The sequence below is a fragment of the Paenibacillus sp. IHBB 10380 genome (genome assembly GCF_000949425.1).
Lineage (GTDB): Bacteria > Bacillota > Bacilli > Paenibacillales > Paenibacillaceae > Paenibacillus_AQ.
Genome location: NZ_CP010976.1, coordinates 5,322,126 through 5,338,994, shown reverse-complemented (window position 1 = coordinate 5,338,994; position 16,869 = coordinate 5,322,126). Strand labels below are relative to the sequence as shown.

Below are 16,869 nucleotides of genomic sequence, written 5' to 3'. Positions count from 1 at the left end.
TCTATTGCTAAGATCCCTCTTACTACTATGCTATACATCTTCTAAATAGGTATCCTTTTATTTCTTCTCTGTTACCTTACCGTTCGAATCAATTATCGCATTGAAGGAAAGTTTATTCATCTTCGTAATGATTTGTTTATTATAGCTTTTACCCATCAGATTAGGTTGACCTCTTATAATTTTTACTGGCGTGATTTTACTTGTAATTGAATTGTTATGCATTTCAAAATCTACCATCATTGAATCTAGCGTCTTATCACCGCCACGTGTCGAGCGATTAAATACGAAGTTACCTAATGAATAATAGATTGGCTTCTTCTTATAATATTCGATCCCCATCAAGCAATGACTATGTGATCCAATGATAATGTCTGCGCCGCTATCAATCATCTGTTTGGCCATCGTACGTGCATACTTTGCAGGATAATCCTTAAACTCTTCGTTCCAATGAATATACACCACGGTAACGTCATTTGTTTTGGAAGACTTCTTGATCTCACCTAGCATAGGTTCAAGCGTATAGGCAGAGGCTGCCCCCGGACTCTTCTTACCGGCATACCAAGAAGGATCTGAAAGTACACGACTTACCCCGATGACTGCAATTTTTTTTCCCTTTATCGTTTGAGTATAGGGCTTAAAGGCCGCTTCGATATTTTTACCTGCACCTGTATAACCAATCTTATAATTGTTCAAATGTACTAACGTATCTAGCATCGCACCTTGTCCGTAATCAAGAATATGATTATTGGCTAGAGTCACTCCGTCTATGCCTGCGTATACTAATCCTTTTAGGGTTGCAGGTTTCGAGCGGAAGGCAAACATCTTATCCGCTGCTTTCCCCCTAACAGAGACAGGAGTCTCCAAATTGGCAAAGGCCATATCTGCTTTTTTTAATATAGGCGCTACTTTTACAAACGGATAATTAGCACCATACTTAGAAACCTGATCCCCCACATAACCATCTAGGAGTATGTCACCTGCAAAGACTAGCTGGATACTCGTTGTTTTGGAAGATTCACTAGATACGAACGATGATGGATAAATAAATAATAGAATAAGTAAAATGCCTAGTAATCTCCTCAATATCGCTCCCCCTTTATATCTAAATTGAAACCATCAGCATATTTAACATACTTTTTACATAAAAGTAGGTCTCTCTTTATATTACAACAGTAATGTTATCTGTGTACCCAGCCATTGAAAAATCGGGTATCTCAAATAGAAATGATAATACAGGAGGATTAATATGAATCATAAATTAGTAAAAAAAATCTTACCTTTTGCCGTTGTTATATCATCACTGGCGGTAAGTGCTATTTTCTCAGGAACAACAACTCACGCAGCAAATAAAGACAAAGATCAAGCAAAAATTAAGAATGTTATCTTTTTAATCGGGGACGGCATGGGTCAATCTTACACAACCGCTTACCGCTACCTTAAAGATAATCCTTCTACACCTGTTATGGAACAAACTGAATTCGACAAATACCTTGTAGGTAACCAAATGACTTATCCACATGATGAGAAAGAAAATGTGACCGATTCAGCTTCTGCTGCTACGGCCATGTCTGCCGGGGTCAAAACCTATAATGCCGCTATCGCCGTTGATACACATAAAAAAGACGTTAAAACTGTTCTTGAACGCGCAAAAGAATTAGGGAAGTCAACCGGCTTAGTAGCTACTTCGGAAATTACCCATGCTACACCCGCTGCATTTGGGGCACATGATATCAGTCGTAAAAATATGGACGCTATCGCGGATGATTATTATGATGACCTTGTGAACGGCAAACATAAGGTGGACGTCCTCCTTGGTGGAGGATCGAAAAACTTCGTCCGCGAAGATCGAAATTTAACGGATTTGTTTAAAAAAGATGGCTACGGCTATGTGAGCGATCGAGCAGGGCTACTAAAGAATACAAATGATCGCCTTCTCGGTTTATTCGCCTCGGGTGGCTTAGATAAAGCGATTGATCGAACAGATAAAACTCCTTCTTTACAAGAAATGACAAGCGCTGCAATTACTCGACTGAACAAGAACAAAGATGGCTTCTTCCTTATGGTAGAGGGGAGCCAGATTGACTGGGCAGGACACGACAATGATGTCGTAGGTGCAATGAGCGAAATGGCTGATTTCGAGAAGGCATTTAAAGCGGCTATTGATTTCGCTAAAAAAGATGGTCATACGTTAGTTGTGGCTACAGCTGACCATTCAACAGGCGGATTGTCCATTGGAGCAAGAGGAACTTATGTCTTTGACGTAAGTCCAATCAAAGCAGCAAAACGCACATCCGATTTCATGTCTCAAGAAATATTCAAAGGTGCAAGTGTAGAACAAACTCTCAAGAAATATATCGACTTGACATTAACCACTGAGGAGATTCAATCCGTCAAGGATGCGGCTGCTACAAAGGATCAGGATAAAATAGACAATGCCATTGATCTTATCTTTGACATCCGTACAAATACCGGCTGGACTACAGGCGGTCACACAGGTGAAGATGTGCCTGTATTCGCATACGGTCCAGGTAAGGAAATGTTCTCAGGACTTATTGATAACACAGACAATGCAAAAAACATCTTTAAAATATTAGAAGATAACGCTCCAAAAAAAGCAAAAAATAAATAACCCCCCCAATAAATACGAATGGCTCCGCCCTATACACAGGGCGGAGCCATTCGTATTTATGCTCATGTAAACCAATTACACTCTAATCGCGTCTCTGACAGGTGGAAAGGCTCTATAAGTTAATAAACCACTCTCTACTGTCTGAGGCTATTATCATTTATAGTCCAACGATATATTCGGTAGCTTCATTTAACAATTGTTCGAAATTAGCTGGATAATCATGGTCTAAACCGTCTACCTCTATAAATACATGATCCACATTTTTTTCATCCAGTAAAGTCACCAGTTGTATTGTAGATTCATAACCATCTTCATCAGCATTGCCACATATCACATACCCCTTAATATTCCTCTCCGCTAGGGTGTCCAATACATGTTCCCATTCTTCAATCTCTGGTAACCATGGTGCAACCAAAATAAATCCCTTAGCAGATATTTGTCCAGATAAAATTGCATTCAAGGCTACTTTAGCCCCGGCAGAGAAACCTCCAACAATAACATTTATTGGTTCTATACTCTGGCTATCTAGCATTCGATCGTAGTGCTCTTGTAGCTCATCAGATCCCTTATCTACATCTTCCCAATCATAGCTGTCTGAGAATTGAATTTGCGAGGACTGCGGCAATGCCAGCATACAATGATCCGATACGATGGATCTCCAGTATCCCTCTGTTATCTCTATATTCTCTTGATCACCATGTAATGCTATAACTAGCGTTGGGGATTCATGTTCCGAACTATTCTGATCACGTATCACTTTTAAGGTAGGTGTTACCGTTTGCTGTGCATCAGCTTCTCGCTTCTTACACAATTGGGCCATCTCTTGAAAGACATCATATTTATGAAGTAGTTGTAAATCTTCATCACCCATCAAATATTCATACCCATACCAATACCCATGTTCTATGATGGCTTCTCTCATAATGGTCAATGCTTCTTGCTCGAGTCCCGCTGCACCGGCCAGGGCGTATCTAAAATTAAATATTTGCGCTCTATTTCCCTGCACTTCATTTGCATGTTCTGTAATGAATTGGTAGGCTTCCAAGCTACCTGCATCCTCATTTAATGCTAATGTTCTATTTATTAATTGTGTAAAGGTTAGTGTGGTCATGTTACCCTCCTCGGGATCTATCCATTATTTCATATTTTCATTTGATTCTTATGAACTATTGATTGTAAAAGTATACTAACTTTATTCTCATTTTCATATATCATCGGCAAAAAACCTACCCAAACTGTCAAATATCAGACAATGTTCTCCCTTTAGAGAAAGACAAAAAATGACGATATAATTAATAGATTGAACTATAGTTTGCCCTCTACAATAGTTATAAATTCTAAAGTAATCAAGAATATGAGGGTACTACGTTTATTTTGTTCTCAATATGGAGGTACTACGATGGCAAAGATTTTGGTAGTTGATGATTCTCTATTTATGAGAGTTATATTAAAGGAGATCATCTTAAATATGGGGCACTTTGTTGTAGGAGAGGCAGAGAATGGTGAAGAAGCCGTTCTGAAATATTCTGAATTACAACCTGATCTAATCACAATGGATATTAATATGCCTAAGAAGAGTGGAATCGCAGCTCTCAAAGAAATATTAGAAATAAATCCTCAGGCTAAAATTCTAGTCTGCTCTGCTCTGGGTCAACAAAAGTTCATCACAGAAGCCATTAGAGCAGGCGCTAAAGATTTCGTTGTAAAACCAATTAAAGAGGAACGCGTAATTGAAGCCATCGCCAAAATCATTGCTAGTTAAATTGGCATTATAATAAATAGAGCTGTCCTTCAGGAGGAACACCTGCTGCAGGAACAGCTCTATTTATTATTTTGGTGTTCTTTTCGGCGACTACATTACAAATTAAGTTTTTCTTGTACCGATTTTAATTTCTGTGCACTAGATGAAGCTTTATCTCGACGATCATCGATTTTGATAGATGTGGACACACGTTGAGCTCCGGATAGAAAAGGTGACTCATGTAAAGCGGCTATAGCTTTCCATACTTGATCGAGGGGTCCCTCAATAATAGTACTCATGGATGTTAATTGGTAAGTAACTCCCTGCTGTTGTTTCAATACCTTCTGCATGTCTGCCACATAGGAACTTAGACTGGTTGTTGACGTTCCAATAGGAACTATAGTCACTTCAGCGATAGCCATTATTAGTACCTCCCTCATAAGTTTAAACATTCATTATTCATTGTAACTAACGCGCTAAACAATCGCAAAGCCTTTAGTCGCGGAAGTAAATAGTCACTAAAAAAACATAATTTTGCTATAAATTTGGTTCCTTGTCCATCTTTACAATAGTGGTTTAAGCAACGATCTGTCATAAATTCGCTTCCATTACGCCTGCATAAAACAATAGTTGCCTATACTATATATTGATGATATATTGATTAAACCACTTTCGGATCGCTAAATATAGTGGAATCAAATAAAGAAGATATTAGGAAAAATACCCGAGACTTCATAGAAATACAGGGTAACCCCGACATGGACACGCCCATAGCGCCTCTAAGGACTCTAGCTACTGATTTACCACCCAAGGCGATCCTACGAGGAACTAGAAAGTGTTACTCTGCAACGTTTATATTCTGGCACTGTTTGACCCACCGTCATGACACTCGTTGCAATTATATTTCAATGCCAGCAAAACTCACAGTATGGTGGAGTTTCTGGAAGCAAGATCGATCATGACCTTGTTCCTTATGTCGCTAAGTCATTTGCGAAGAAATTGAAAATAGGGTTAAACTACTTTAGTGAGATACCCTTCGGAAGATCAAGAAGTTACTCTAGGTAACTTAACATTAGCTAACTCTCATCCCCGTTCGTTCTCTCTTGCAATGCAAGAGGTACAAACAGAATGTCTACAAGCGGTAGAAAGCTTGATTCATAACTTAAACACCATGTCTAGCCGCGCTGGTGGTCAGATTCCATTCAAATTTGTCCAACTTAGATGCACCATTCAATCTACAATGTTACGATCCAGCAGATTCTAACACGGAATTCACCACGATGGGTTGTCTTACACGGGTTCTATCTTACCGTCATGGACGAAACCACTTATCCGGCAAAGGAGATCTGTCTTTCAACACGATTAACCTCGTGAAATTAGGTATTACATACGGTGTAGTCAATGGAATGGACAGGCCTGATGAGGAAGGCTGTACACCTCATCTTCAACCTTGCCTTGATATTGCATTGAAGAGTCTATTACACCGTTTTACAATGCAGAAACGTCAACCCCCTCAGCCTCATATCTCATGATGCATGAAGCTGTCTAGGAAGGTGGTGAACTTCTACACCATCCTGATGATTCCGTTGACATTAGCTGAAGGTCTATCTCTGGCGAATTTACGATGAAAAACCACGAGAAGTTCGGCTCTATTTCGGGTGTAACCGACCGTGAATATTACACCAATTCTTTTCACATACCTGTCGTATTATTCTTCCCTTTCGCGGAAGTACAAATCAGCGTATTATTGATATTCAGGCAAGTCTCGAAACTCCAAGATCGTTCTATAGAAATTATAATCTCCAATATGAGATGATAAATATTGAAAGGAAGAAACCCATGCCCCAATTTGTAACAAAACCGAACAATCGTCAGCTCGCTTTTGATGAAACTCGTCTCTCCGTTTATTCTGATCGCCTACTAGAAGGACTAGAGACACTTAATAAAGAACGTCTAATCCGAAGTGTAATTAGTAAGCTCCGCCGTGAGGAAGTAACGAGTGAGGAGATCAGCAACGCCTTCACAATGGCAGCTCTTGAGCTGGTTAGCATAGAAGAACCCAATTGGAAATTTGCAGCAGCACGCTCTCTGCTTACTACCCTATATAAAAAAGCTGCTTATTATCGCAGATATAAATCATACCCAGATGAACCTTATGGTGCACTATTTCCGCTTATCTCAGACTTAGTCAAAAAAGGAATTTATCGTGAGGAGCTTTTGGAATACTATACGAAGGATCAAATTGAAGAACTTGCCCAGACTATCGACTACCGTCGTGATCTTCTATTTGACTACATCGGTCTTTTAACACTAACAGAACGTTACCTAACGACTGATTTCGACGGACATGTTATGGAATTACCACAAGAGCGTTATATGGTCATTGCTATGTACCTCATGCACAAGGAACCTGTTGAGAAACGTATGGAACTTGTCAAAGAATCATACTGGGCAATGAGTAACCTTTATATGACAGCTGCTACTCCTACGATGTCTAATGCAGGTAAAAAAGTCGCTGGTCAGCTCTCCAGTTGCTTCATTGACACTGTGGATGACTCCCTAGAAGGCATATTCGACTCCAATACAGATATTGCTCGCTTAAGCAAAATGGGTGGCGGAATCGGTGTTTATCTTGGTAAAGTACGCGCACGCGGTTCAGATATTCGGGGTCATAAGAACACAAGCTCAGGGGTCATTCCTTGGATTCGCCAATTGAACAATACCGCAGTTAGCGTAGACCAATTAGGAACGCGTAAAGGTGCCATTGCCGTTTACTTAGATGTATTCCACAAGGACATTCTGGCTTTCCTTGATCTGAAATTAAACAATGGTGACGAGCGCATGAGAGCCCATGATGTATTCCACGGCGTATGCATTTCTGACACGTTTATGGAAGCAGTGGAAGCTCGTGGTGAGTTCAATTTGTTCTGTCCTCATGAAGTTAAGAAAGTGATGGGATGGAAAGATACGAACGGACGTCCACTTGGACTTGAAGATTTCTATGATGAAACGCTAGGTCAAGGAGCATTCCGTGATAAATATGCAGAAGCTGTTGCTCATCCTCTGCTATCACGTATTACAGTCCCAGCGATTGATATTATGAAACGGATTATGAAGTCTCAGCTTGAGACGGGAACACCATATATGTTCTATCGTGATACCGTAAACCGCGCCAATCCGAACAGCGCACATGGAATGGTCTATTCTTCTAACTTATGTACAGAGATTATGCAGAACCAATCTGCGACTGTCGTAGAACACGAAGAGTTAGTGACTAAAGATGGACAGACTCGCATTGTTATTTCCAAAATCCCTGGTGATTTCGTCGTATGTAACTTGAACTCTATCCATCTCGCGCGTGCTGTACCTGCAGGTGTACTAGATCGTCTAGTGCCGATTCAAGTTCGTATGTTAGATAATGTTATTGATATTAATAATATTGAAGTTCTTCAAGCTCAATATACCAACAGCCAATATCGTGCTGTCGGACTCGGTACTTTCGGACTGCATCATTTACTTGCACTTGAGGGCATTCGCTGGGAGTCTGACGAAGCTGTAGCATATAATGATAATCTGTATGAAAGAATTAACTATCTTCTCGTTCGCTCCAGCATGGAGCTGGCTAAGGAAAAAGGCTATTATCCTAAATTCCATGGCTCTGATTGGGAAAGTGGTGCATACTTCAATCATCGCGGTTATACCGATGGTCAGCATGAAGGGAAATTCGTAACTACTGCAGAGTGGAAGGAACTTCAACAAGAAGTTCAACAAACGGGTGTACGTAATGCATGGATGTTCGCCATTGCCCCTAACGGTTCAACTTCTATTATTGCCGGTTCCACTGCAAGTATAGATCCACTGTATGATCTATTATCCTATGAAGAGAAGACAACATATAAAATCGCTAATCCAGCACCAGACTTATCAGACAAAACGATCTGGTATTATAAGACGGCCTTCAATATCGACCAGCATTGGTCCATTAACATGGCCTCTGCCCGTCAACGTCATGTCGACCAAGGTCAGAGCTTCAACTTCTATGTGCGTCCTGACATAAAGGCTACCGACTTCTTGGATCTACACATCCATGCTTGGAAAGCGGGTATGAAGTCCACTTACTATGTACGTAGTCGTGCACTAACGATTGAAGAATGCGAATCATGTTCGAGCTGATAATCTATCCTACCTAACCCCTCCCTTTCAAGAGAGGGTTCACAAGTATAAATAAAGGAGTAGTTTGTATGAAAATGCAGCAAATTTTTAATACGGAAGCCCCTAACCAATCAACACGAATTATTGAAGGGGAATGCTCCGGCATTCTAAACTGGAACGATATTCGTATGCCACATATGTATAAATTATATAAGGTACTGCTCCTCAATCACTGGATTGCAGATGAAATTCCAATGTCCAAGGATGCTCAACAATTTCCAGGGCTAGATCCTGAAGAACAACGTGTATTCAAAATTAATATATCTTTACTTGCTGTACTGGATTCTATGCAAACGATGTTTGTAGGAGATGTGAAACGTTATTTCACAGACTCTTCTCTTGAAGCGATCTCTGCGATTATCGGTCAACAGGAAGTTGTTCATAACCAATCTTATTCTTATGTTCTATCTTCCATCGTGTCTGATCAAGAGCAGAAGGAAATATTCGAATATTGGAAGAAAGACCCTGTATTGTTGGAACGCAATCGTTTCATCGCGGATATTTACCAGAATTTCCGTGAAAATCAGAATCCACAGACCTTCTTCCAGTCTATGGTTGCAGATTTGATTCTAGAAGGTATTTTCTTCTATAGTACGTTTGCTTTCTTCTACAATCTTGCACGTGACCAGAAAATGATGGCAACCAGCCAAATGATCTCGTATATTCAGCGCGATGAGAACCAACACTGCTATTTCTTCGCTGAGGTATACAAACAACTTCTGAAGGATTTCCCAGAATTGAATACGAAAGAGAACATGGATTATGTGTATACTACAATTGATCAAGCCGTTGAGCTTGAAATCAATTGGGCGCATTATACGCTTACTAATGTCCGTGGAATTGATCTAGATGAACTATCCGATTATATTAAATACACTGCTAATAAACGTCTTACTTTGATGGGAATGGAGAAAGCTTATCAAGGTGTGGATGTGAACTGTATGCCTTGGATTAAACCATTCTCTGATGACGCACTAAATACAACAAAAACAGATTTCTTTGAAGCGAAGTCACGTAACTATGGTAAAGTCGGCGATGATAACGGGTTCGGAGATCTATAATTTGGGCAAGAAGTACAACTATCCGTCTTATTAATCACAATATATGTTAGTATACATTCATTATTGAGTCGTATACTAACAAAAAAGAGGTGACCCTAGGGTCACCTCTTTTTTGTTTATTTATCTATTTCACAATCAAATATACTCTTTCCTTATAGCTTCAATACACTTTCGTTACGATCTGCCTTGAATCTTGTCTCTGTAGCCAATTCTTCTAAGGCAGCCTGCAAACGCAGCTGCATTTCTTCTGAAATTTCAGTGCCTCCATCGTCTGTACGAACAACTTGAGAGTCCACGGTATATACCCCACCTAGAATGTGGCGTGCGCCAAGCGCAGATAACACAGGCTTCAGAGCATAATCAATAGCAAGCAAATGGGCTAAACTTCCTCCAATAAATAAAGGCAACGTAATTTTACCAGCTAATCCCTTCTCGGGTACAAGATCAAGAAATGTCTTAAGTACACCTGTATAGGAAGCTTTATAGACTGGACTTGCGATAATCACGCCATCAGCTTCCGCAACGAGTCCATTAGCTTTTACAATATGTTCACTTTCAAATTTGGTATGAATAAGATCTTCTGCTGGCAATTTCACTACATCAATACGTTCTACTTCAAATCCTGAATTCTTGAGAAGACCCTCTACATATTCAAGGATTGCATTAAGTCTGGAAGTTAATGTAGGACTTCCATTAATTACAACGATTTTAGGCATAATTCCATTCTCCTCATCACATCATGATATGTTTCAACCAAGCCTCATCCATCTGGCCATTTTATCATTAATATCTATTCCGACTATTTTACTGTGTTTAATTTATGGTATCAATCATTTTTAGTATTGTCAACACCTATATATACATTATCCCCCCTTGTAAATTGCCTTTGTTTAGTCTATACTAACCTCACAGAATTGAACAGTGCTATTGCGCCTATGATCAGAATCCAACTGTGAGGCGTTTGCGATCGGAGCAAGACTCTAAGCTCTCTAAGTTAACCGGCATCCGTCCGTTATCACGGAACCAAGAGGATTGAAATTTGGCAATCATGTCAGATTTCATCAAGTTGGGTGGCACCGCGAGCAGACGCTCCTCGTCCCAAAGGATGAGGGCGTTTTTTGTATTTTTATAGACAAAGGAGCTTGCGGACATGTTAGATATTCGGTTCATTAGAGAAAATGCAGAGTTAATACAGGAAACAGTACATCACAAACACATGGAGATCTCGATCTCTGAGTTATTGGAGTGGGACGTCAAGCGACGTGAACTTCTCCAGAAGACAGAGACGTTAAGAGCAGATCGTAACCGCTTGACGCAGACCATTGCATCACATATGCAACAAGGTGATCTTCAAGCCGCCGAACCGATCAAACAACAAGTAAAAATAATTAACGACCGACTCACCATCGCAGATATAGCATGGGCAGACGCCGACCGTCGATGTAACGAACTACTGCTCGCTGTACCTAACGTTGTTTCTCCCGACACACCGCTTGGAAAGAACGATTCAGATAATGTGGAAATCCGAAGCTACGGCGTGCCACCTGAATTTACTTTTGAGGCCAAAGATCATGTTACTTTAGGTGAATTACATGATCTGATTGATATTCCCCGTGGCGTTAAGACTGCAGGAAGTCGGAACTATTTTCTCAAAGGTGCGGGTCTTTTCCTTCACCTAGCTGTACAACGCTTAGCGCTAGATCTATTAACATCTTACGGATTCACACCCATGGATGTACCCGTAATGGTTAGACCCGAAGCATTAAGACGAACAGGATTCTTCCCCATAGGGGAGGATCAGACGTATGAATTAGTAGATGAGAATAAGTGGCTAGTGGGTACTTCTGAGGTATCGCTCGTATCATACTATAGCGACGAGATTGTAGATGTCACAGAGCCGATTAAATTAGCAGGGGTATCTACATGCTTCCGTAGAGAAATCGGATCGGCTGGAAGAGATGTTCGTGGCTTGTATCGCGTACATCAATTCGCTAAGGTAGAACAGGTTGTCCTATGCCCCAATGACCCTATCCTATCGGAGCAAATTTTACAGGAAATCACAAGCCATGCCGAAGAAATTCTTACATTACTAGAACTTCCTTATCGGGTAATGGCTGTATGCACCGGAGACATGTCGCAAAAAACGTACAAACAATATGATATAGAGACATGGATGCCTAGCCGTCAGGCCTATGGAGAGACACATTCATCTTCAAATGTGCATGATTTCCAAGCGAGAAGGTCTAATATTCGATACAGAGACGATAATGGCAAGCTAGAATTCTGTCATACACTTAACAACACTGCCGTGGCTTCGCCGCGTATCCTGATCCCTCTACTCGAGAACCATCAGCGTGAAGACGGATCCATTTATATCCCTAAAGCTCTTCGTCCTTATATGGGCGGAATTGAACAACTTAAGCTGTAACCATGACCCCACAATACTAAACATAATTAAGACCCTTCATAACCACTCATTCAGTGGGTGTGAAGGGTCTTTCAGTTCTTCATTTAAAGTAGATCTCAGAGGTACATATGATCCAATCTCTAAATAATATTAGAAATCTTACGAAATTCAGCTTAATGTCTCCACCATCTGAAACCCTTCGGTGTTCCGAATGACGTTGCATTCGATAGTTCTTCAATTTCTTCCATCATATCCGTTGCATGTACATTTCGTTCTGTTCCATACTCAATTCTTTGGTATGCTCCATCTTCCTGAAACTTGGTGCTTGAATATTGAATTTGAGTGACCACTCTTTGCATTTCTAGAAATCCTTCATACATAACGCTATCCCTCCTCGGATGTTTGCAAGCATCTACCTTGCAAACAATCATCCATCCGTAGGAACTGAAGGATATAGCAAGGTCTTGCCTGCCAAGTTTTGGTTACGCTTTCATAATATCATATTTAACAACATTTGGTAATGTGTAGCGCTCTATATCAGTGTCATTCTTGTGACATTATCGTGAAATCAATTCATGAGGAACCTTTTCTTAGGTGCTCGATTATGCTGATATCATGACCCCTGCAATCAGAAGGAGAGGCTTATAATGAGAGCTAAACAATACCCTATGATGTGGCGAATAGAAATTGGAAGGTATGTATTGCATAAGCTAGCTTGTGCAGGACTTGCTTACTTCACGTTGTTGCTATTCTTTAACGTTCTACATGCACTTGTACTAGAACCAGTCATTCTCCCCCTTTCTCCGGAACACTGGATCTACGGATGTATTATGATTGCTTCTTTCCTCGGTGACATTATATATGCCAGATTCTCTTCTTTATCGAAGATAAGTCTGGCAGTCCTATATACGGTACTAGGATTTCTAACAGGGTTCTACCTGTTTATAAATCAGGTTGGTAATCCATGGTTCGGCGGTGTAATGGGAATAGGCTGCATCCTCATATTCTACGCAGGCATAATAGCCATACCTCGGGAATCTCTTCTGACTCCCTTCATGGCATGGCTTATTCCTATACTTGGTCAGATATTACTATAAGAAGGGTTATATGACGCGAGATCGGTTGCGGCATCCTGCGAAAGAAAATCCCGATATTTGGCTATCATCTTAAATATTTAATAAGCCACCGTAAATCGAGTACGTGAGAAATAAGGATCTTCCACTTCATCAATCATTGCAGCTGCAAAGTCTTGAATTGAAATATAGCTTCTATCTGCTTCATCTAGCACTAACTTGTCTGTTCCAATGCGGAATTGCCCCGTACGACGTCCGGATTCTATCGTTGCTGCTGGACTAAGATACGTCCAATCCAAGTCTGATTCGGTATATATACGCAGAGCTTCAGCATGTGCGATAGCCAATGGCCGATACTCCTCGGGGAAGTCAGGTGTATCCATCAATTGAAGTCCTGGTGATACTTCCAAGCTTCCTGCCCCACCTACAACAAGCAGTCGTGGTACTCCAGCCCGGCGAACGCCTTCTACTAGGGATCTAGCGGCCTCCAAGAGTTCTTCTTCTCCACCAAAGGAAGGTCCATAGGCACTAACAACAGCTTCATGACCTTCAGAGATAGAGGCAACCGAATCCGGATTCATAATATCCCCCTCGATCACTCGCAAGTTATCGTGTTGTTCTGTCCATTTCTTAGCATCACGTACAACAGCTGTCACTTCAAACCTTCTATTCAGTGCTTCACGTACTATACGCTGACCAATGTTCCCATTGGCTCCAAACAATACAATCTTCAATTCTAAGTCCTCTTTTCATAGTTAGTTCATTCTATCTAGATGCAATCCATTCTATCCAAATTTATTAATGGTTCAAGTTATTTTACCACCGTAGGCCTGTGGTTACACCCTCATGCTAAACTTTCTTTTCGATATAACATGTTAACATGTTCATAAACACCTTAGAATGGGTTATACATATATGTATATAACAAGTAGAAAGGTAGGTGTTCACGAATGTCCAATACGTCTAGGCTATTGAAATGGATCACGTTTGCTGTCGAAGCGTTCTTTGCCATCCCTCTGATTGGAGGAGGATTCATCCTGTCATATGGCTGGACGCCACTCATTGCGGCGCTCATACTCCATGTGATCGCCATTGTGTCGCTCCTGAAAGATCGGCATTCCATCATTGGTAATGGGCTCGGTGTCATAACTTCCTTAGTGGGCATTATTCCTGTTATAGGTTGGATTATGCATGCTATCACAGCACTAGTGCTACTCATTGAGGCTATTTCATTGCGAAGCAAACCAAGGTATTAGACCCTCTATCCGTATCAACCTCGATCTCTGTAACCTTCGCCGCCTTGAATATTCACGTTGCTTGTGCAATAGTGGAGAAAGAAAAATGAAGGAGGGATCGAGGTTGTCCCTTATCACCACATATATAAGCTCAATAGAAGGCGTTATGGTTATAGGTTTCGCTGTCGTTCTGTTTATATGGATGTATATACGCACCGCTGTGCAACTGAGAACAGCTAGCAAGGAGCGTTTAGAACGACTTCAGCAATCTTTGCTACTATACAGCCGCGTAACGGGTCCGCTCAGCGAAATAACAACTAAGAATACTCTAGACCCTGACGATTTAAGTCATCTAATTTCACTACTACAGGAATGTAAAGCAGCACCTCTATTAACACGTGATTTACAAGAACAGATCGACGCTTACATAAGAGAACGAGATGAATCTCGGCTTCAACTACTATATAAATCATTAGAGCGTGAGGTCAATCGTAGAATTGAGGAACAAAGTACTCTTTTACGAAAGCTAGATAATCCTAGTTGGGGACTAAGCTTCTGGCTATTACTGAAGCCAGCCGTACCCTTCGCAACAGCTATAGCCGTTCTTCTCTGGAGTTTTCAACTGTATCAAGTTCTTAAGGTCTCAGTTAACTCGGGTTCTTTTCCCTGGGAAACCATTCATGCTTGGGTTCGCTTTGTCTCTTGCCTTGTAGCCACCTTCTCACTGTACCTTGCATTGAGGGATACTAAACGCACATCCTATCGTGTTATATATACTCTATTATGTATATTAATCTCTGCGGTTGCGCTGTTTCATATGCTAGGATTATTTATCGCCCCTTATATTCTAGCTGCTCAGCTCATCCTATATTTAGCAGGCTTTAGGTTTACCCCTAATCGTTCCCGCCGAGAGAGACCTTATGCAGGTCGTGATCTTTCACTTACGGAAGCAACTCCTTTAATTCAAGAGGAAGATCCTCTATCTGTTCCCGGTTCACGTTCAGATCGCATCCTTTCTAGTTCCAAGAATGACCGAAACAACACAGAATAACATCAAAGGCTCCTTTAATATATTACACATTTCGTGTAGTCATTAGAAATAGCCTCGAGTGTCCTGTCTCTTCTTCTCAAAAGGAGAGCTTCACATGAACACCTGAGGCTATTTGTTATTCATCGCTAATTACCTTGAACTAGATTTCCTAAAATGTGGGGATGCGATGCGCGAGACTTCATTAGACTTAACAGACCCAGAAGATGTGTTCTCAAAACGTTTGCGATCCGTTCGTTCCATTTGAACAATTTGACCTTCGTGCACCACAATCTGTAGTGAGCCAAATTCCATATTATTTAGAAGATCAGTAATGCGCGCTATCCATACCTCATCTACCTTAAGTGGTTTTGCCAAGATGATCGCCTCCCTCTCCCCAATTCATAATTCCTTCATGATTTTGCTACTTCCTTTACAACAACCCTTTATATTCCTTCTTTTCCAGTTAATTTAGTGTGAATTAAATGTATCATGCTCCTAAAAGAGATGTCAACGATCATTTTGCCGTGAAAACCAGCTTTTTAACAATAAAGTAACCATCGCAAGCAATAGTAATAATGACGCCACCGCAAAGGATGCAGAGAACTGATATTCGTTATAAAGAATCTCCACGTGTAAAGGTAATGTATTCGTCTCTCCACGTATATGTCCCGATACAACGGAGACAGCCCCGAACTCCCCCATGGCCCTTGCATTACACAGAATAATCCCGTAGAGCAAGCCCCACTTGATGTTGGGTAAAGTAACTTTCCAGAAGATCTGCCAACCATGTGCGCCTAGCGTCACCGCGGCCTCTTCTTCCTGTACCCCTTGATCCTCCATCAGAGGAATCAGTTCTCTCGCTACAAAAGGAAAAGTGATGAACAATGTTGCCAAGATAATTCCAGGAACAGCAAATATAATTTTGATATCATGGTCAGACAACCATGGCCCGAGCCATCCCTGTGCACCAAACACCAGTACATAGACCAATCCACCAATAACGGGCGAGACTGCGAATGGAAGATCAATCAGAGTCATGAATAGTCCTTTACCTCGGAATTTAAATTTCGTAATTGCCCATGCTGCAGCCACCCCGAATACGGTATTAAGAGGTACCGTAATTAAAGCAACCCATAAGGTTAGCTTCAAAGCAGATAAAGCATCGGGGTCCGTTAATGCCATCGCATATACCGACCAACCTCGTTTGAGTGCCTCCGTAATAACAATGACAAGCGGTAGCACAATTAACCAGAGAAGTACTAAGATGGCACATCCAATCAATAACCATTTGACCCACACCGCTTCTGTAGTTGCCGAAGGGGAAGTCGCCTTTCGTGGTGGTATCATTAAAGGTACAGAACCCGCCATATGAAATTCTCCTTTTTGTTCAAGTGTATTATCCAAATCATCTATATAGATTGAACTAAAGTTTAAACTCTATAAATTCTAGTAAAGATCATGAATATGAGGGTTCGTCTTTA

At 40.9% G+C, this 16,869-nt stretch carries 16 protein-coding genes and 1 pseudogene; 9 read left to right on the top strand and 8 right to left on the bottom strand.

Annotated features, from left to right (window positions below; genetic code table 11):
- Positions 1–57 precede the first annotated feature (57 nt).
- On the bottom strand, positions 58–1,083 hold the full coding sequence (locus tag UB51_RS24155) for a CapA family protein (protein WP_044879500.1): 1,026 nt from the start codon (positions 1,081–1,083) through the stop codon (positions 58–60).
- Between the two features lie 163 nt (positions 1,084–1,246).
- On the opposite strand from UB51_RS24155, the gene UB51_RS24150 reads away from it, so the two are divergent.
- Positions 1,247–2,629, top strand: coding sequence for an alkaline phosphatase (locus tag UB51_RS24150; protein ID WP_044879499.1), 1,383 nt, complete (start codon positions 1,247–1,249; stop codon positions 2,627–2,629).
- A gap of 157 nt (positions 2,630–2,786) precedes the next feature.
- On the opposite strand, the gene UB51_RS24145 is transcribed toward UB51_RS24150, so the two are convergent.
- Entirely contained in the window at positions 2,787–3,740 is a 954-nt protein-coding gene (locus tag UB51_RS24145; protein ID WP_044879498.1) for an alpha/beta hydrolase, read from the bottom strand.
- Positions 3,741–4,028: 288 nt separating this feature from the next.
- On the opposite strand from UB51_RS24145, the gene UB51_RS24140 reads away from it, so the two are divergent.
- Entirely contained in the window at positions 4,029–4,391 is a 363-nt protein-coding gene (locus UB51_RS24140; RefSeq protein WP_044879497.1) for a response regulator, read from the top strand.
- A 95-nt stretch (positions 4,392–4,486) separates the two neighbouring features.
- Here UB51_RS24140 and UB51_RS24135 read toward each other — a convergent pair whose 3' ends face one another.
- A complete protein-coding gene (locus tag UB51_RS24135) occupies positions 4,487–4,792 on the bottom strand; it encodes an MTH1187 family thiamine-binding protein (protein ID WP_044879496.1) in 306 nt (101 codons plus the stop codon).
- A 454-nt stretch (positions 4,793–5,246) separates the two neighbouring features.
- Here UB51_RS24135 and nrdD point away from each other — a divergent pair.
- The 3 genes and pseudogenes from nrdD to UB51_RS24125 form a co-directional block, all read left to right on the top strand.
- Positions 5,247–5,902, top strand: a pseudogene (nrdD, locus tag UB51_RS29855) (anaerobic ribonucleoside-triphosphate reductase); the annotation flags it as partial.
- A 307-nt stretch (positions 5,903–6,209) separates the two neighbouring features.
- Complete coding sequence (locus tag UB51_RS24130; protein WP_044879495.1) at positions 6,210–8,543, top strand: ribonucleoside-diphosphate reductase subunit alpha; 2,334 nt, start codon at positions 6,210–6,212, stop codon at positions 8,541–8,543.
- A gap of 68 nt (positions 8,544–8,611) precedes the next feature.
- Positions 8,612–9,643 (top strand): ribonucleotide-diphosphate reductase subunit beta, encoded by a 1,032-nt coding sequence (locus UB51_RS24125; RefSeq protein WP_044879494.1) that lies wholly within the window; start codon positions 8,612–8,614, stop codon positions 9,641–9,643.
- Positions 9,644–9,795: 152 nt separating this feature from the next.
- Here the strand turns inward: UB51_RS24125 and ssuE are convergent, their stop codons facing one another.
- Positions 9,796–10,359 carry an NADPH-dependent FMN reductase gene (gene ssuE / locus UB51_RS24120; RefSeq protein WP_044879493.1) on the bottom strand — a complete coding sequence of 188 codons (564 nt, stop codon included), beginning with the start codon at positions 10,357–10,359 and terminating at the stop codon, positions 9,796–9,798.
- Between the two features lie 434 nt (positions 10,360–10,793).
- Between ssuE and serS the strand changes: the two genes are divergently transcribed.
- The gene (gene serS, locus UB51_RS24115) at positions 10,794–12,071 is read left to right on the top strand and encodes a serine--tRNA ligase (RefSeq protein WP_044879492.1); all 1,278 of its coding nucleotides are present in this window, start codon (positions 10,794–10,796) and stop codon (positions 12,069–12,071) included.
- Between the two features lie 152 nt (positions 12,072–12,223).
- Here serS and UB51_RS24110 read toward each other — a convergent pair whose 3' ends face one another.
- The gene (locus UB51_RS24110; RefSeq protein ID WP_044879491.1) at positions 12,224–12,430 is read right to left on the bottom strand and encodes a hypothetical protein; all 207 of its coding nucleotides are present in this window, start codon (positions 12,428–12,430) and stop codon (positions 12,224–12,226) included.
- A gap of 267 nt (positions 12,431–12,697) precedes the next feature.
- On the opposite strand from UB51_RS24110, the gene UB51_RS24105 reads away from it, so the two are divergent.
- Positions 12,698–13,147 (top strand): hypothetical protein, encoded by a 450-nt coding sequence (locus UB51_RS24105; protein ID WP_044879490.1) that lies wholly within the window; start codon positions 12,698–12,700, stop codon positions 13,145–13,147.
- Between the two features lie 77 nt (positions 13,148–13,224).
- Here the strand turns inward: UB51_RS24105 and UB51_RS24100 are convergent, their stop codons facing one another.
- A complete protein-coding gene (locus UB51_RS24100) occupies positions 13,225–13,857 on the bottom strand; it encodes an NAD(P)-dependent oxidoreductase (protein ID WP_044879489.1) in 633 nt (210 codons plus the stop codon).
- 216 nt (positions 13,858–14,073) lie between these two features.
- Here UB51_RS24100 and UB51_RS24095 point away from each other — a divergent pair, with 216 nt between their 5' ends.
- Entirely contained in the window at positions 14,074–14,379 is a 306-nt protein-coding gene (locus UB51_RS24095; RefSeq protein ID WP_044879488.1) for a hypothetical protein, read from the top strand.
- A gap of 103 nt (positions 14,380–14,482) precedes the next feature.
- Positions 14,483–15,409, top strand: a complete 927-nt coding sequence (locus tag UB51_RS24090; RefSeq protein ID WP_052676060.1) for a hypothetical protein — start codon at positions 14,483–14,485, stop codon at positions 15,407–15,409.
- A 129-nt stretch (positions 15,410–15,538) separates the two neighbouring features.
- Here the strand turns inward: UB51_RS24090 and UB51_RS24085 are convergent, their stop codons facing one another.
- Together UB51_RS24085 and cysW are read right to left on the bottom strand one after the other, a co-directional pair.
- Positions 15,539–15,763 carry a YezD family protein gene (locus tag UB51_RS24085; protein ID WP_044879487.1) on the bottom strand — a complete coding sequence of 75 codons (225 nt, stop codon included), beginning with the start codon at positions 15,761–15,763 and terminating at the stop codon, positions 15,539–15,541.
- 132 nt (positions 15,764–15,895) lie between these two features.
- Entirely contained in the window at positions 15,896–16,756 is an 861-nt protein-coding gene (gene cysW, locus UB51_RS24080; protein ID WP_044879486.1) for a sulfate ABC transporter permease subunit CysW, read from the bottom strand.
- Positions 16,757–16,869: the final 113 nt, after the last annotated feature.

Excerpts from the sequence above, each read along its gene's own strand:
- UB51_RS24125 (WP_044879494.1), top strand. The coding sequence starts at position 8,612 with ATGAAAATGCAGCAAATTTTTAATACGGAAGCCCCTAACCAATCAACA.
- UB51_RS24110 (WP_044879491.1), bottom strand. The coding sequence starts at position 12,430 with ATGTATGAAGGATTTCTAGAAATGCAAAGAGTGGTCACTCAAATTCAA.
- UB51_RS24130 (WP_044879495.1), top strand. The coding sequence starts at position 6,210 with ATGCCCCAATTTGTAACAAAACCGAACAATCGTCAGCTCGCTTTTGAT.
- UB51_RS24140 (WP_044879497.1), top strand. The coding sequence starts at position 4,029 with ATGGCAAAGATTTTGGTAGTTGATGATTCTCTATTTATGAGAGTTATA.
- UB51_RS24095 (WP_044879488.1), top strand. The coding sequence starts at position 14,074 with ATGTCCAATACGTCTAGGCTATTGAAATGGATCACGTTTGCTGTCGAA.
- ssuE (WP_044879493.1), bottom strand. The coding sequence starts at position 10,359 with ATGCCTAAAATCGTTGTAATTAATGGAAGTCCTACATTAACTTCCAGA.
- UB51_RS24105 (WP_044879490.1), top strand. The coding sequence starts at position 12,698 with ATGAGAGCTAAACAATACCCTATGATGTGGCGAATAGAAATTGGAAGG.
- serS (WP_044879492.1), top strand. The coding sequence starts at position 10,794 with ATGTTAGATATTCGGTTCATTAGAGAAAATGCAGAGTTAATACAGGAA.
- UB51_RS24150 (WP_044879499.1), top strand. The coding sequence starts at position 1,247 with ATGAATCATAAATTAGTAAAAAAAATCTTACCTTTTGCCGTTGTTATA.
- UB51_RS24145 (WP_044879498.1), bottom strand. The coding sequence starts at position 3,740 with ATGACCACACTAACCTTTACACAATTAATAAATAGAACATTAGCATTA.
- UB51_RS24135 (WP_044879496.1), bottom strand. The coding sequence starts at position 4,792 with ATGGCTATCGCTGAAGTGACTATAGTTCCTATTGGAACGTCAACAACC.
- cysW (WP_044879486.1), bottom strand. The coding sequence starts at position 16,756 with ATGGCGGGTTCTGTACCTTTAATGATACCACCACGAAAGGCGACTTCC.